We start from the raw sequence: 14,702 nt of genomic DNA, 5'->3' as shown, positions 1-14,702 counted from the left end.
CTCTAACTATGGGACAGCAGTGTGATAGAGGTCACTTTTAAAATAATGAGGTGGAAGTTAAAAGTATGTGGATTAATAAGTACTGATGGTTGCCGTGAAGTGACGATAACTTTACATTGAGTAGGAATGTATCGCCTTACTTTTTAAGAATAAAAATGAATATAACCTGTATTGTTCTGATGATAGGCCGTTTTGCCATAGATAAATTAGTGGTTTGGAAGATAACAACCACGATCTTCTATTGTGGTTTTGCGACTTTTCAGGCCTTGTGGAGGGGAAATAGCAGTCATATATTTATATAACTGCTTATGGTATGCAGAGCGTTATTTCAAGAATTTACGGCTGACTAAGAACTGTTCTGTGGCATCTAAAAGTTTATCTGCATAGACTTCAAGTTTTGCTGTGAGCCAGCCCAAAACAAACCAATCACTGGCTTCAAGTTCTGTCTGTTGAATGTACGCAGCAGAAGTCGCTAAGATTTGATATTCATGTGCGGCTTGTTGGGCATCATTTAACGCTTTACTGTATTTCTGCAAATTTTTCACATCATAAATTGATGTTAAAATAGGAAAGCTAAACTTCAGTTCCTTAATTTTCTGTGCCAATACATCTAAGCTTTCAAAGTGGCTAATATCCGCAGCATTTAAGCTTTCTTGTAGCTGTCGATATTGGTTTTGCAGGGTGTTGTGTGCATAGGTTTTTAAATCTTGCTTTTGCACTTGATCATGTGAGCTTAAACTAAACGTTAATAATTCAAGATAATGATGCACGTTCTGCGTCGATTTAACTAAATTTCCAAGCTTTTCTTGAGCATATAATATGTCTTTAGCAAGATTTTCTGTCGTGGTTGGATTTTGTAAAAATGCACCTAAGGTATCTTGCATGTGTTGCAAATGCTGTAGTTGGTCGAATTGATGCTTAAATGCGCCCAGTTGCATTGCCCATTTATCAGAAATATTGCTATTCCAGTCTTTGAATAACGCTAGCGTTAGTTGTAAGTGCTCTAAAGCAGTTTGTGCTTGATCAATATGACTTTGCTCAGCAACACCTGCCGAAATTGCGGCAATATTGGGCAGTAAGTGCTGCATTTGCTGACCAATCAGCAAACTCAGGTTATGTGCCGCACTTTCTTTTTTTGATAAGACAAATTCCTTTTCAAAACGTGCTGGGCTAACGGTTTGCTCAAGTGCCAGTAAGTTACCCATTTCGGCTTTGCTACGAACATCTAACCACAGTTGATACTTCTTCACCCATTCAAAACTAAAAGCCAAAAGTGACTGCACAGAGCCTGATTTGAGTTCAAACTCTACTTCATGGATGGTCTGTTCTCGACCAGATGCACGAACTACACCGACATCCAAACAGACTTCAATTTCAGCATCTTCAAACTCAATAACGCGATAGGTACGTTGGATGTCCGTTTCAAAGGTGAGCTTTAACGCAGTTGCATCTGATCCTAAAGCTTGGGTTAAAATCTGTTGAGCTTCTGGAATAGCTTCATAAATACTGAGGTCGAGTTCAGGAGATGACTCTAACTCACCCAAATTGTGATTATGCTCAAAACGGTGTAAATGACTTTTACCTGCAGCTTTGAGTGTTTGAATCCAGCAAGTGCCTTCAAGACGCTGACGCAAAGCAGCGCCGTGTTGAGCCAAAAGGCGGTCAGGCGTATCAAAATACTTGGCTTGAAGTTGAATATTTTCAGATTTTTTAGGATCTAAAGCTTTAAGAAGGGCGGTACGTCGTGCTTCGCTAATCTGAAATTTTAATTCAATTTCAACCATGAAAAATTCCTAATTCGAGGGGCTAGGTCAGTGCCAAGCCTTTATGTATTTAGATGCATGATCTGTAGTTTGTTTTATGTGCGCTAAAGGCACACCAATGGACAACTGAATTGTAGCGAAAAAGAGACCGTATGTAAGACTTGACGACACAATAAAACAAAGTCGCAGTGTGAGATTGATCAAAAAACAATTCTGTTTTTAGTGGAAATGCTGCCAGAGGCGATGGCACTTTGCAGACTGCATATTTTCAGCTATGTTGATAGAAAAACATCAGGATGATGACAGATGAATGCTCAGGTTGAACCGAAACAAGAATACGACGCTGAACCTAATTTTCAGTTGCCGATTAAGGACTTTCAGCAGTTTTATCGTTTTTATCTAACAGAACACCGTAATATCATGAGCCGTCGGTTGCACGTCACGGGCAGTTCGATGGGGCTGTACTTTTTCTCTAAAGCCATACTTAAACGCAAACCACGTTATTTTGTCTACGGCTTAGTCTCTGGCTATGCCTGTGCGTGGGTAGGTCATTTTGTTTTTGAAAAAAATAAGCCAGCCAGTTTTAAACAGCCTGTGTATAGTTTTATCTCGGATTGGCGCATGTTCTTCGATGTGTTACGCGGAAACCTTAGCTTACAAGATCGTACTTTGGATAAAATCCAAGTGAGTGAAGTACTTTATGACCAAATGATGAAAATATTCGTCGCAACCCGAAATTAACAGTTGCAATGTTAAAGTGAATGTTCTAATAATGAAGTCGTTGTATATATTTTCATCTTATTGCAAATAGGCACATTTAGCTTATCTTTGCTTTGAGTTTTCCAAGCCTAGAGTGACCTTCTCTAGGCTTTTTTTATGTCATATTCAAATAAAATACGCGGCTTTTTAGCTTTTTATGATGTTGTTTGAACATCACTGGTTTAAAAAGCTAAAAAGCCGTTTAGATCGCTGCTCATCTCTTATTCTTGTTATGAAGTTGTTATTTTAATTTTGTTCTTGTTACCTTATGTATCCATTAAACTGCGAAAGCGTTGGGGTGGCTATCACTGATAATAGGTATTTTTAGACGGCACTTGTTTAGTCGCGACTTTTTTGTACAAAGCAGTATGTTTTCAATGTCAATTCATTAAGGTTAGATTGATTTTTAGCTTTATAATAGAACAACATAACCCAAAGGTAGAATTAAATGCGCGGTTTATATCTAATTACAAATGATGATCCATTAGAGCTACTTTTGGCTAAGTTGGAGGGTGCGATGGCAACTGGTGAAATTGCGATTTTGCAATATCGTCGTAAGAAAGTACCCAAAGAACAGCAAGACTATGAAGTTGAGTACATGAAAGCTATGTGTGCTGAATATCGAGTTCCTTTTGTGATTAATGATGACTTGGAAATGGCGGTTAAGTACGGCGTTGGGGTGCATTTGGGACAAGATGATGGTGAAGTTGCTGAAGCTGTTGCCCGTTTGCCTCAAGGCGTGGTTATCGGTCGTACTTGTCTAAACTCGATTGAACTTGCTGAAAAAGCGATTGCTGAAGGGGCAACTTATGTGGCTTTTGGTGCAATATATGCAACTCATACCAAGCCAGAAGCAGGTCATATTGGTTTGGAGACTTTAAAAGAAGCCAAAGCCAGATTGAATGTGCCCATTTGTGCAATTGGCGGTTTAACAGTTGAAAATTCAAGTGAAGTGATTGATGCGGGTGCCGACCTTTGCGCAGTGATTAGTGATATATTAGGTCGATCAATGTCTGCGATTCCCGATCGTATTGAACAGTGGGCTGATTTATTTGCATCTAAAGCTTAAGTGTTTTAGATGTCTTTTTATTTTTTGAGTTGAGTAATTTCATGAGCTTATCTCCAAAGCAAGAACAATTGTTTAAACAAGCTAGCAAACATATTCCAGGTGGTGTGAACTCACCTGTACGTGCCTTTAATAGTGTAGGTGGAACGCCTGTCTTTATTGAAAAGGCGCAAGGTGCGTATTTGTATGATGTGGATGGTAAACGCTATGTGGACTACGTAGGCTCATGGGGACCAATGATTTTAGGTCATGCTCATCCTGAAATTATTAAAGCTGTACAAAGTGCTGCGGTAGATGGTTTAAGTTTTGGTGCACCTACTGTACATGAAACGACTTTGGCCGACATTATTTGCGAAATTATGCCGTCAATTGAGTTGGTACGTATGACCAATTCAGGTACTGAAGCAACTATGACTGCGATTCGTCTTGCGCGAGGCTACACAGGTCGTGACAAGATTGTCAAATTTGAAGGCTGTTACCACGGTCATTCAGACTCGTTATTGGTCAAAGCGGGTTCAGGCTTGTTAACCAATGGTGAGGGGGAAGCCACCTCAGCGGGCGTTCCTGCTGACTTTGCCAAACATACGCTCACACTTCCGTATAACGATATTGCAACCTTAAAAGAGTACTTTGCTAAGTTTGGTTCCGAGATTGCAGGGGTGATTGTTGAACCTGTAGCAGGAAACATGAACCTTGTGAAACCAATTGATGGATTCTTGCAAGCGATTCGTGATGTGTGTGATGAATATGGTTCTGTTTTTATCATTGATGAAGTGATGACAGGTTTCCGTGTTGGGCTAGGCGGTGCGCAAGCTCACTATGGCGTGACCCCAGATTTAACCACCTTGGGCAAAATTATTGGTGCAGGCTTACCTGTTGGTGCATTTGGCGGTAAACGAGAAGTGATGGAGTGTATTGCTCCACTGGGTAAAGTTTACCAAGCTGGAACATTGTCGGGGAATCCACTTGCAATGCGTGCAGGGATTGAGATGTTTAAGCACCTGCGCCAAGAGGGATTCTACGAAAAATTGACAGCGCAGCTAGAAAAACTTCTTGCTGGTTTACAAGTAGCGGCCAATGAAGCAGGTATTGCTTTTAAAACACAACAAGTAGGTGGTATGTTTGGTTTGTACTTTACCGATCAAGAAGACATTACCAGCTTCGACTCGATGCTCAAGTGCGATATCGACGCATTCCGTAAATTCTTCCATGGCATGTTAGACCGTGGCGTGAACCTTGCACCTTCAGCATTTGAAGCAGGTTTTATTTCTGCCGCACATACAGATGAAGACATTGAATTTACTCTTCAGGCCGCAAAAGATGTTTTTGCCAGCATGAAGTAAATTTTCAGTTCTATCATTATATAGCCCATCTTAATTGATGGGCTTTTTTGTATTAGGTATTTGGAGGAATGAAAAATGAAAATCAAACATTGTTTAACGTTGGTAGATGCTGAATTTATACTAAGTCATGCTTTTGATTATGCTCAGACGCATGAACTTAATGTAAGTATTGCTGTTGTAGATGAAACAGGAGTTTTACTGACAATGAAGCGAATGGATGGAGCATCGCCTATGACAGCAAATTTATGTATTGAAAAAGCCAAATGTTCAGCAATGAGTCGTCGCCCATCAAAGTTATTTGAAGACTTGATTCGATCTGGGCAGATGGGTTTTCTGAGCATGCAAAGCTTTTCGGGAATGCTCGAAGGTGGCGAACCGATTATGTATGAAGGGCAATTGGTTGGAGCAATCGGAGTATCAGGTGCAAAATCTTTTCAAGATGCTGAAATTGCGCAACATGCACTTTCTATATTTTTTGCACAGTTCAATTTCGAAACTTGAGGGCTTCAAAGTAGCTACAAAATATGGTTGAGTAAAATTCGCAAGGATGCGAGCAATTTTAAAATTCTAGTTGTGAACTAAATCACAATATAAAAAATGGATTATTAAAACAAGATTTTTTTTTAAATAAATAAATCATATATTTATATTAATATGTAAAAACAAAATACATATAATAAAAATTATTTTAAATATTACATGGGGTTTTTGTTACACGAAAAAACATTAATTTCGACTATTTTGGTTGGTGATATAAAAATTAAATAATTTTGAAATAAATAATATTCATTTTTATAAATACAACCAATATATTTGCATTTATATTTTCTGAGGCGTATTTTAACAGTTGGAAAATAATTCTTAGTTTTAACAAGAAGCCTAATAATAAAAGTGAGTCCATAATATGATTGAGTGGCTACAAGGTGAATTAAAACATAGTCCCGAAATTTTATTGTTTTTGTCTTTGGCAATAGGCTTTTGGATTGGTCAATTTCAATTTGGTAAGTTTCAATTTGGTGGTGTCGCAGGATCATTGCTGGTTGCAGTGATTCTCAGTTTGATTGGTGTCCCTGTTGATAATGGTGTGAAAGCCATTCTATTTGCCCTATTTATTTATGCGGTTGGGTTTGAAAGTGGGCCGCAATTCTTCAAATCTCTCGGACCCCAGTCGATTAAAGAAATATTACTGGCTGCCTTTATGGCCATTTGCGGACTTATCACCGTGCTTGCTATGGCAAAAATCTTTGATCTAGATAAAGGTTTGGCTGCAGGCTTAGCCGCTGGTGGTATGACACAGTCTGCCATTATTGGCACAGCAGGCGATGCTCTCTCGCGCTTAGATTTGCCAATGGCAGAGATTCAACGACTGCAAGCCAATGTCGCAATTGGCTATGCCGTGACTTATATTTTTGGTTCTCTAGGTGCGATTATTATTTGTGTGAACATCTTGCCGAAATTTATGGGGCGAGAAATTCATGATGATGCACTTAAAGCGCAGTCTGAGCGTTTAAAAGGTGCTTTTGAACTTGCTCCAGGTCAAGAACTGGCGATGCCAGAAATTGTAGGACGGATTTATAAAGTCCAACAAGCCTCTGGAAAAACAATTTCAGAATTAGAAGCCCAAAAATCAGGCATTACCATTGAGCGGCTTAAACGTAAAGATCAGTTTATTGATGTATCTCCTGAAATTACGTTACAAACAGATGATGTGGTTCTCATTGTCGGTCGCAGAGCAAGTGTTGTTTCTATTGCAGAGAATATTGGTTCAGAACTCCAATCGTCCCAAGGCATGGAAATGGTCATGGATACGACGGATGTCATTTTAAGAAATTCTAAATACATCAATCGAACACTAGGCGATGTCAAAGCCAAGACGCCTGATTATCTTAAACACGGTATTTATGTATTGGGCATTAAACGTCAAGACGAAACACAACTCTTAAATGATGAAACCATGTTGCGTCAAGGCGATGTGGTGACCGTATACGGAACCAAAAGTGATCTTGAGCGTTTAGTCAAAGAAGCAGGTAAGGCCTTACCAGAGAGCTTAAAAACAGACTGGATCTTCCATGGCGCGGGTTTAGTGGTGGGTCTATTAATTGGCTTATTCGTCGTGCGTATCGGTGATGTTCCTCTGACGCTTGGTGCTGGCGGTGGAGCACTTTTATCAGGTCTGTTGTTTGGTTGGTTACGTAGCCGAAATCAAGTTCATGGCAATATGCCTCTAGCCGCTTCGCAGTTACTTAAAGATTTAGGTCTTGCAGGATTTGTGGCTGCTGTTGGTTTACAGTCAGGCTTACAGGCCATTCAAACCATTAAAGACAGTGGCTTGTCATTATTTATGATTGGTGTGGTGGTCACCGTTGTGCCACTCATTCTTTCGATGCTTTTTGCACGTTATGTTCTGCGTTATGACAATGTCGCAGTCATGGCAGGTGCCTTAACTGGTTCACGCAGTGCAAACCCTGCATTTGGTGGAGTGCTTGATAAAGCAGGCAATTCAATTCCTACAGTTCCTTTTGCAATTACCTATGCATTGGCCAATGTTTTCCTCACCTTGCTGGGTCCACTGATTGTGGGTTTAGCTTAAAAATTGATGTTTAACAATAAATCTTTGGCTTCACTATAATTAAAGGAGACTTCCCATGGGGAACGTTGATTACTCAAAATACGCAAAACTAAGCCCATTTGAATTAAAAGATAAACTGATTGCACTCGCAGAAAGTCGAACTGATCGGATGATGCTGAACGCAGGTCGAGGAAACCCAAACTTCCTTGCAACTGTGCCTCGTAGGGCTTTTTTCCAGCTGGGTTTATTTTCTGCAACCGAATCTGAGTTTTCATTTTCATATATGCCAGAAGGGCTCGGGGGCTTTCCACGACCTGTAGGCTTGCAATCTCGTTTTGATAACTTTGTACTTGAAAATCGTGATAAGCCAGGCGTAGTGTTTTTAGGAAAAGCGATTTCTTACGTCCGAGACCAGCTGGGCTTAGATCCTGATGCATTTTTACTGGAAATGGTTGAAGGTATTTTGGGCTGTAATTATCCTGTTCCAGATCGGATGCTACGCCTCAGCGAAACCATCATTAAAGAATATGTGCTGCGTGAAATGGGCGTGCAAGGTATGCCAAAAGATGGCTTAGACCTGTTTGCCGTAGAGGGCGGAACAGCAGCAATGGCATATATCTTTAATTCACTTAAAGAAAATAAAATTATTGCTACGGGTGATCGAATTGCCATCGGTACCCCGATTTTTACCCCTTATTTAGAAATTCCAAAACTCAATGATTATCAGCTAGAAGAAGTATTGATTGAGGCAGATCCAAAACAAGGATGGCAATATCCAGAGTCAGAGCTTCGCAAACTAGAAGATCCATCAATTAAAGCTTTCTTCTTGGTGAATCCAAGTAATCCGCCTTCGGTCAAAATGAGTGATGAAGGCTTGGCGATTTTGGCAGATATTGTTAAAAAACGTCCTGATCTGATTATTTTGACCGATGATGTGTATGGAACATTTGCTGATAATTTCAAATCACTATTCGCCATTTGTCCAGACAACACCATTTTGGTTTATTCGTTCTCAAAATACTTTGGTGCGACAGGCTGGCGTCTTGGGGTCATCGCCATGACCAACAATAATATTTTGGATAAGAAGCTTACTGAATTATCTAAAAAAGACAAAAAAGAATTAGAAGAACGCTATTCATCACTTACGACTGACCCATCGAGTATCAAATTTATTGATCGTTTGGTGGCAGATAGTCGTAATGTGGCCTTAAATCACACCGCTGGACTGTCGACACCACAACAGGTTCAAATGGTTTTATTTGCGTTATTTAACTTAATGGATTCACGTCAAAGTTATAAAAAAGCAGTTAAATCTGTAGTGCGTGAGCGTGATGCAGCACTGTATCGACAACTGGGTGTTGATGTTCCTCAAGATCCAAATGCAGTCGATTACTATACACTGGTGAATTTGGAAAATACTTCGCGGACGCTTTATGGTGATGAGTTTGCAGACTGGGTTATGAAAAATAAAAACCCAACTGAATTACTTTTCCGTGTGGCGGATGAAACGGGCGTGGTTTTACTTCCAGGCTCGGGTTTTGGTGTACAACATCCTTCCGCACGCGCATCCTTGGCAAATCTGAATGAATTTCAATATGCAGCCATTGGTGATTCATTGCGACGCTTTGCGGAAGAGTCTTATCAGGAATATCTAAAATCTAAAAAGAAAAAGTAAGCTTGAATGGTGTGGATTAAACCAGTTGTAAAAAAGCCCATCTCATTTGATGGGCTTTTTTATATTGTTTTAGATGCAGAATAAAAAAGAGACGTTAGATAGATAGGAACGAAAGCTTTTCAATATGCGAAGAGTAGAAAATATATAATTCAGTATTTCTTTACTTAGTTGAATTTTTATATAAAGCAACTCATAGAACCGAAAGGCTATAATTCTCCTGAAATACTTGATAATCAATGTCTTGGATATATTTAATATACTTATTGCACTATAAAATGGATAGTTTAGGAGTAAGTATATAAAATCCATTAATCTCTATTTGCACAATTGGAACTTTCTGGGAACCTAGATGAAGTCACTTTTAGGGGACATGTTAATTACAAATTACGTTGATTAACTCTTGAATGTGAATCTCTAAGGTATCCAAAGTAGGGAGCGGTAAAATAGTATCTTTAAATATTAAAGGCAGTTCCGTACAGCCTAATATAATGGCATCAATATCATCTTCATCATGCATTCGTTGCACAATTTGGAGCATCTGTTTTTGTGTTTCAACGGAAACAACCCCATGCTCTAATTCGTTAGAAATTTTGTCTGCAATAAATAACTGCTCATCCGCGTGAGGCATTACAATATTTATTCCAGCTTCTACAAAAGGCTTTCTAAAAAATGCTGCTTGCATTGTAAACTGTGTTCCGAATAGCCCAATTTTTGCATAATTTTGACGTTGTGCTTCCTTTTTTGTCGCCTCTACAATACTTATTAAGGGTACTGTCGAATTTGCTTGAAGTTGATCAAAAACAATGTGAGGGGTGTTGCCTGTTAAGGCAATAATTTCTGCACCACCAGCAATGAGGCTATTAATTCCTTTCATTAAGTACGAAATCAGCCCATCAAAATCTTCATGCTCACAGAACGCTAAAACTTCAAATACATTTAGGCTTTCGATTGCTAAGTTGGGGAAGAATGTTGGTTCAACTTTTTCCTGTATGGAATAAACCAGTTTTTTATAATAAAGCAGGGTAGATTCGGGTCCTATACCACCAATTAATCCCAGTTTTTTCATTTTTGAGCCTCTAGTCGACGTTCTGTTGTGGTTTTTCCCGCGACACCCCAATTGTCCATTTCAACTTCATCAATAATGACCATCGTTGTTGCTGGATTTTTATTTAAAACGGTGACTAAGAGCTGAGTAATCCCGTCAATAATTTGCTTCTTTTGTTCAATCGTAGGCGCTTCATTTCCACCTGTCACTTTCACATTTACGAAAGGCATCGACATCCTCTACACATTATAAAATTAAGGTCTCGAATGTTAGAGGGTATTTTTCTTCAATAAAATTAAATAATATTGAGTAAATCGTTTAATTTTATTGAATCATGGAAATTAGCCAACTTAAAACACTTATTGTGCTTATTGAAACTGGAAGTATTACTGGTGCAGCCAAAAAGTTAAACCGAGTACCTTCCGCAATTACTATTCGCTTACAACAGCTTGAGGAGTATTTGGGAGTGTCACTTTTTATTCGAGAGAAAAAAAGTTTAGTTGCGACACCCAAAGCATTATTACTCTATCAATATGCAAAGCAAATCGTAGCACTGGCGTATGAAGCTGAAAATACAATCAAAGCTGATCAGCCTAGTGGGCCTTTACGAGTGGGGGCATTGGAAAGTATGGCGGCAACAAGATTACCCGAACCACTGGCTCAGTTATATTCGATTTATCCTGCAATTAAATTGGAACTAGTTACAGGTATACGCGATGGTTTATATCAATCTTTACTGGATGGCGAGTTAGATGTTGTTCTAATTGGAGATGCTCCTCAAAATCCACTGTTGAATCGTTCGCTCATTTATGATGAAGAACTTATAATTATTGCGCCTAAGGGGCATCCTAAAATTTTAATGCCGTCAGATGCTGAAAGTGCAACTATTCTTGCATTTAAAGAGGGTTGTTCTTATCGGGATCGACTTTTAAACTGGTATCAGTCCTTTAATATCACACCAAAAAGGATAGCTGAGGTTGCATCCTATCACGCATTTCTAGGTGGTGTAGCCGCGGGCATGGGGATTGCGATTATTCCTAAAACGATGTTAGATACTTTTCCAAATCAAGATTTATTGTCCGTACATTATATAGATTCAGCATTAGGATGCATCCAGATTGAATTAGTTTGGAGAAAAGAATTAATTTCTGCAAATATTCAAGCTTTAGAAAAGTGCCTCCTGAATAGGACGTAAATGATTGATTTAATCTTATTCTCGTATGAAACTTTTGGTGATCTTTTTTGCATATTTTATTGGTCAATCTTATGATGTTTCTATCATTTGAATAGAAACTATTGAATTCAAAAATAAAAATGGGGGAAGAATGGATAAATACTTACTGGTCGCCTTGGTGATTGGTGCATGTATACTTTTGGTGATTTACACTCAACTTGCACCAACAGGTGGGCAAAAAAACTTTAAGCAAATTGTGCAACAGGCATTTAGTCGTTATAAAGTGATTGAAAAAAATTACACCATTATGATTTGTGAGATCAACCATCGCAATGAACCAGAAGAGTTGGTCTTTATCCGTATTGACCCTGCTCAAAAGAAAAATTTGCGCACTTCAGGAAGAATGCTGATCGCCACCTATCCCAAAGCACCTTCAGTACGTGAAATGCGTAAAGACTTTAAAGGCTATGTCACTTAATTCATTAGCGTCGACGAGAGCTACTACGGCTGCGTCCACGTGCCATGCCACCTAAAGCATTGAGTACAGCAAGTTTGGTCATACTGCCCGAAGCATGCGCATGACAGATGGCAGCAGCAAGCGCATCGGCGGCATCTTGCTGTGGTTTGATGCTCAGGTTTAAAAGTTTCATCACCATCATTTGTACTTGTTCTTTGTCTGCAGCACCGTAACCGACCACAGACTGTTTAATTTGACGGGCTGTGTATTCGGCAACTTGTAAGTCTAGGTTTACTAGTGCAGCAATTGCGGCACCACGTGCTTGCCCGAGCTTCAGTGCAGAGTCAGGGTTTTGTGCCATAAAGACTTGTTCAACAGCAGCTTCAGTTGGACCATGAAATTTTACAATACGATCAATCCCTGCAAAAATACGCTTTAGACGCTCAGGCATTTCAGCTGTTTCAGTACGAATGGTGCCAGCATCGACAAAAATTAGTTTTTGACCTTCTTTTTGAATAATACCGTAGCCTGTGAGGCGAGAACCGGGGTCAATACCAATAATTAATGACATGCAAGCCCTTTAAAAAAAAATATATGCCCATATTGTTACATAAGCGGATGAAAAAAGCTTGATGTAGATTGAGCAGTTGATCATTGCACCTTATTCATTTTGTTGAGATTAGATTAATTTTCATGAAATTATTTCTTTTTATATTGGCTGGTGTCATTCTCGAAGTTTTCGTATGGATTGGCGTGGGCGACCTCGTTGGTAGTATGTGGTACGTATTCTTCTGGTTTATTGCTGCTTTCTTTATTGGCATGAGCCTGATTCGCAAGTACTCAGCAGGTTTAATGCCACAAATGCAGCAAATGCAAACAGGGCAGATGAGCGGTGATCCTGCACTAACCAGTAATCTACCTAAAATTATTGCAGGTTTTCTTTTATTGATTCCTGGTTTGCTAACGGACGTGCTAGCTGTGCTTTTACTTATCCCTGCGGTGCAAAAAGCCATGACAGGCGCATTGATGAAAGTGATGATGAAGCGTCAACAAACGATGATGGAAAAAATGATGGGCGGTATGATGGGAGATATGAATGGCATGGGCGGTAGTGCTCAAGGTCAAAACCCATTTGCAGACATCATGCGTCAGATGCAAGAAATGCAACAACAGCAGGGTGGTTCAGGCTACCGTGACTCGAGTATTATTGATGGTGAAGCACGAGAAGTAACGCCAGATGCGAAAAAAATTGAAATGAAAGATGTGAACAAATAATTTCATATTTAATCTTAAAGCCGAGTTCTAACTCGGCTTTTTTTATTGCTTTAAAATGTTGAGGTGTTGATGATTTAAAATAAATATAACAAACGATATAATTAATTTTTAAAATTATACTTCTTTTTATGTCATTGCTTTTCACGATTTGTGCTTTGCATTTTGTTGCACAGCTTAGTCCCGGTCCTGATGTTTTACTGATTGCCAAAAGTTCAGCTTCGACCACACAAAAAAATACGTTAAAAACTATCTTAGGTATTTCCGTTGGCATCGTGGTTTGGGTGGTTTTAACCTTGTTAGGTTTTACTGTACTCATCGACAAAATGCCATGGATTCAACAGCTATTGATGTTGGTTGGTGGAGTGTTTCTCGCACGTATGGGCTGGTTCATGTTGAAAACAGGCATCAACACAATACAGCAAGACGCAATGCTGGATGATGGTCAAAAACTGGCTACACCGAAGGCCAACCATTATTTCATGTCAGGTTTGCTGACGAACTTGTCCAACCCGAAAACGCTGATTTATTTTAGTAGTGTGTTTTCACTAGCCTTGAGTTCTAGCGCAAGTCCTTACTTAAAAATGCAGCTTGCGGTGATTATTCCAATTCAAACTTTTATGACTTTTGCATTGTTGATGATGCTTTTGTCATTACCTAAAATTAAGGCGGCTTATCAGCGTTCAGGAAGTTATATCGACATTTTTTCTGGTGGGTTGTTCCTGATTTTTGCTTTATGGCTTTGGTATGATGCTCTTGCAATCTACATCTAAGTTCTCTTTAAGTTCTTTAGATGATGGGATCTGTTCCAAGGTGGAGGCCTCGTCTTTTTTACTCTGTGTATAACGGTTAGGCTGCAATGTCGCTTCGGTATTTTCTGAGCCCTTATAGCTACGACTACGGTTGGCACGTTCGCGTAAACCGCCTTTTTTGATCAACTGAACCATTCTTTCTTCCTCATCGTTGCATCGTATTTTAATAAACAATCGCTAGAAAACTAAAGGGTTTTAAGCAAATATGATGGAATACGTCAAAAACTATTATGTTACAAAATGAAATTGTCATGATTGGGTGTTATAACAAGGAATTGTTTTTAATTCAGTTGATTAGTTTTACGGTGTAAGTTTTTGCTGACAGCATTTCAGGTTAATGGTACTTGTGCCTCAACAAATACTCACATAAGATAAATTAATCTAACATTCTGTGAGGCAGGGTGATGGACAATAAAAACAAGAAAGTAAGAAAACAAAGGGGGAAAGTTATGCTCTATCAATATCACTGCGCTTGTTGCGAAACAGTTGTCGCATCAACAGACAAAGACTGCCCAAACTGTGGATCACACAATATTAGAAGCCCTTTTGGATTTTGGATTTTCTGTATTGTTGCATGTTTAGCAGCGGCCATTATTGTTAAATCTGTACAAGTTTATTTGACGGATCGAAATAGTGAACCTACCGCTGTGACTTCACTTTTTGATGTGCTTAATCATGAAAATAAACCAAAGTAAGTGATGTTCAATGACTTCACGATTGAACTGATGGGCTATTTTCCATCAGTGAAAATAAAAAAACCCGCCAAG

Annotated in this window: 16 protein-coding genes; 11 read left to right on the top strand and 5 right to left on the bottom strand. The window is 39.1% G+C overall.

Features of this window, described 5'->3' with window-relative positions; translation table 11 throughout:
• Window positions 1–323 precede the first annotated feature (323 nt).
• Window positions 324–1,784 (bottom strand): CYTH domain-containing protein, encoded by a 1,461-nt coding sequence (locus tag DPG01_RS16850; protein ID WP_110975849.1) that lies wholly within the window; start codon window positions 1,782–1,784, stop codon window positions 324–326.
• A 285-nt stretch (window positions 1,785–2,069) separates the two neighbouring features.
• On the opposite strand from DPG01_RS16850, the gene DPG01_RS16845 reads away from it, so the two are divergent.
• From DPG01_RS16845 to DPG01_RS16820, 6 genes are all read left to right on the top strand, one after another.
• Entirely contained in the window at window positions 2,070–2,504 is a 435-nt protein-coding gene (locus tag DPG01_RS16845; RefSeq protein ID WP_110975848.1) for a DUF962 domain-containing protein, read from the top strand.
• A gap of 466 nt (window positions 2,505–2,970) precedes the next feature.
• On the top strand, window positions 2,971–3,591 hold the full coding sequence (gene thiE / locus DPG01_RS16840) for a thiamine phosphate synthase (protein ID WP_086210194.1): 621 nt from the start codon (window positions 2,971–2,973) through the stop codon (window positions 3,589–3,591).
• 41 nt (window positions 3,592–3,632) lie between these two features.
• Complete coding sequence (hemL, locus tag DPG01_RS16835) at window positions 3,633–4,931, top strand: glutamate-1-semialdehyde 2,1-aminomutase (protein WP_110975847.1); 1,299 nt, start codon at window positions 3,633–3,635, stop codon at window positions 4,929–4,931.
• A gap of 75 nt (window positions 4,932–5,006) precedes the next feature.
• Window positions 5,007–5,432 carry a GlcG/HbpS family heme-binding protein gene (locus DPG01_RS16830; RefSeq protein ID WP_086210192.1) on the top strand — a complete coding sequence of 142 codons (426 nt, stop codon included), beginning with the start codon at window positions 5,007–5,009 and terminating at the stop codon, window positions 5,430–5,432.
• Window positions 5,433–5,835: 403 nt separating this feature from the next.
• On the top strand, window positions 5,836–7,521 hold the full coding sequence (gene aspT, locus DPG01_RS16825; RefSeq protein WP_110975846.1) for an aspartate-alanine antiporter: 1,686 nt from the start codon (window positions 5,836–5,838) through the stop codon (window positions 7,519–7,521).
• Between the two features lie 55 nt (window positions 7,522–7,576).
• Window positions 7,577–9,175: a bifunctional aspartate transaminase/aspartate 4-decarboxylase gene (locus tag DPG01_RS16820; protein WP_086210190.1), complete on the top strand. Its 1,599-nt coding sequence runs from the start codon at window positions 7,577–7,579 to the stop codon at window positions 9,173–9,175.
• Window positions 9,176–9,548: 373 nt separating this feature from the next.
• On the opposite strand, the gene DPG01_RS16815 is transcribed toward DPG01_RS16820, so the two are convergent.
• Window positions 9,549–10,241: an aspartate/glutamate racemase family protein gene (locus tag DPG01_RS16815; RefSeq protein ID WP_110975845.1), complete on the bottom strand. Its 693-nt coding sequence runs from the start codon at window positions 10,239–10,241 to the stop codon at window positions 9,549–9,551.
• A complete protein-coding gene (locus DPG01_RS16810; RefSeq protein ID WP_086210244.1) occupies window positions 10,238–10,450 on the bottom strand; it encodes a tautomerase family protein in 213 nt (70 codons plus the stop codon). The genes DPG01_RS16815 and DPG01_RS16810 overlap by 4 nt, the downstream gene beginning before the upstream one ends.
• Before the next feature lie 104 nt (window positions 10,451–10,554).
• On the opposite strand from DPG01_RS16810, the gene DPG01_RS16805 reads away from it, so the two are divergent.
• Window positions 10,555–11,415, top strand: a complete 861-nt coding sequence (locus DPG01_RS16805; protein WP_110975844.1) for a LysR family transcriptional regulator — start codon at window positions 10,555–10,557, stop codon at window positions 11,413–11,415.
• A gap of 130 nt (window positions 11,416–11,545) precedes the next feature.
• Window positions 11,546–11,872: a hypothetical protein gene (locus DPG01_RS16800; protein ID WP_110975843.1), complete on the top strand. Its 327-nt coding sequence runs from the start codon at window positions 11,546–11,548 to the stop codon at window positions 11,870–11,872.
• A 4-nt stretch (window positions 11,873–11,876) separates the two neighbouring features.
• Here the strand turns inward: DPG01_RS16800 and ruvC are convergent, their stop codons facing one another.
• The gene (ruvC, locus tag DPG01_RS16795; protein ID WP_086210186.1) at window positions 11,877–12,422 is read right to left on the bottom strand and encodes a crossover junction endodeoxyribonuclease RuvC; all 546 of its coding nucleotides are present in this window, start codon (window positions 12,420–12,422) and stop codon (window positions 11,877–11,879) included.
• Window positions 12,423–12,544: 122 nt separating this feature from the next.
• Between ruvC and DPG01_RS16790 the strand changes: the two genes are divergently transcribed.
• Together DPG01_RS16790 and DPG01_RS16785 are read left to right on the top strand one after the other, a co-directional pair.
• Window positions 12,545–13,126 carry an FxsA family protein gene (locus tag DPG01_RS16790; RefSeq protein ID WP_110975842.1) on the top strand — a complete coding sequence of 194 codons (582 nt, stop codon included), beginning with the start codon at window positions 12,545–12,547 and terminating at the stop codon, window positions 13,124–13,126.
• A 128-nt stretch (window positions 13,127–13,254) separates the two neighbouring features.
• The gene (locus DPG01_RS16785) at window positions 13,255–13,896 is read left to right on the top strand and encodes a LysE family transporter (RefSeq protein ID WP_086210184.1); all 642 of its coding nucleotides are present in this window, start codon (window positions 13,255–13,257) and stop codon (window positions 13,894–13,896) included.
• Here DPG01_RS16785 and DPG01_RS16780 read toward each other — a convergent pair.
• A complete protein-coding gene (locus DPG01_RS16780; protein ID WP_086210183.1) occupies window positions 13,858–14,070 on the bottom strand; it encodes a hypothetical protein in 213 nt (70 codons plus the stop codon). The genes DPG01_RS16785 and DPG01_RS16780 overlap by 39 nt on opposite strands.
• A 314-nt stretch (window positions 14,071–14,384) precedes the next feature.
• Between DPG01_RS16780 and DPG01_RS16775 the strand changes: the two genes are divergently transcribed.
• Window positions 14,385–14,630, top strand: a complete 246-nt coding sequence (locus DPG01_RS16775; protein WP_162900260.1) for a hypothetical protein — start codon at window positions 14,385–14,387, stop codon at window positions 14,628–14,630.
• Window positions 14,631–14,702 lie beyond the last annotated feature (72 nt).

It is taken from the genome of Acinetobacter sp. WCHAc060042 (assembly GCF_003231195.1).
GTDB lineage: Bacteria > Pseudomonadota > Gammaproteobacteria > Pseudomonadales > Moraxellaceae > Acinetobacter.
This window is presented reverse-complemented; position numbering and strand designations above follow the sequence as displayed.

What these genes read in the sequence shown, in the direction of transcription:
- DPG01_RS16850 (WP_110975849.1), bottom strand. Translation starts at nt 1,784, where the DNA reads ATGGTTGAAATTGAATTAAAATTTCAGATTAGCGAAGCACGACGTACC.
- DPG01_RS16845 (WP_110975848.1), top strand. Translation starts at nt 2,070, where the DNA reads ATGAATGCTCAGGTTGAACCGAAACAAGAATACGACGCTGAACCTAAT.
- thiE (WP_086210194.1), top strand. Translation starts at nt 2,971, where the DNA reads ATGCGCGGTTTATATCTAATTACAAATGATGATCCATTAGAGCTACTT.
- hemL (WP_110975847.1), top strand. Translation starts at nt 3,633, where the DNA reads ATGAGCTTATCTCCAAAGCAAGAACAATTGTTTAAACAAGCTAGCAAA.
- DPG01_RS16830 (WP_086210192.1), top strand. Translation starts at nt 5,007, where the DNA reads ATGAAAATCAAACATTGTTTAACGTTGGTAGATGCTGAATTTATACTA.
- aspT (WP_110975846.1), top strand. Translation starts at nt 5,836, where the DNA reads ATGATTGAGTGGCTACAAGGTGAATTAAAACATAGTCCCGAAATTTTA.
- DPG01_RS16820 (WP_086210190.1), top strand. Translation starts at nt 7,577, where the DNA reads ATGGGGAACGTTGATTACTCAAAATACGCAAAACTAAGCCCATTTGAA.
- DPG01_RS16815 (WP_110975845.1), bottom strand. Translation starts at nt 10,241, where the DNA reads ATGAAAAAACTGGGATTAATTGGTGGTATAGGACCCGAATCTACCCTG.
- DPG01_RS16810 (WP_086210244.1), bottom strand. Translation starts at nt 10,450, where the DNA reads ATGCCTTTCGTAAATGTGAAAGTGACAGGTGGAAATGAAGCGCCTACG.
- DPG01_RS16805 (WP_110975844.1), top strand. Translation starts at nt 10,555, where the DNA reads ATGGAAATTAGCCAACTTAAAACACTTATTGTGCTTATTGAAACTGGA.
- DPG01_RS16800 (WP_110975843.1), top strand. Translation starts at nt 11,546, where the DNA reads ATGGATAAATACTTACTGGTCGCCTTGGTGATTGGTGCATGTATACTT.
- ruvC (WP_086210186.1), bottom strand. Translation starts at nt 12,422, where the DNA reads ATGTCATTAATTATTGGTATTGACCCCGGTTCTCGCCTCACAGGCTAC.
- DPG01_RS16790 (WP_110975842.1), top strand. Translation starts at nt 12,545, where the DNA reads ATGAAATTATTTCTTTTTATATTGGCTGGTGTCATTCTCGAAGTTTTC.
- DPG01_RS16785 (WP_086210184.1), top strand. Translation starts at nt 13,255, where the DNA reads ATGTCATTGCTTTTCACGATTTGTGCTTTGCATTTTGTTGCACAGCTT.
- DPG01_RS16780 (WP_086210183.1), bottom strand. Translation starts at nt 14,070, where the DNA reads ATGGTTCAGTTGATCAAAAAAGGCGGTTTACGCGAACGTGCCAACCGT.
- DPG01_RS16775 (WP_162900260.1), top strand. Translation starts at nt 14,385, where the DNA reads ATGCTCTATCAATATCACTGCGCTTGTTGCGAAACAGTTGTCGCATCA.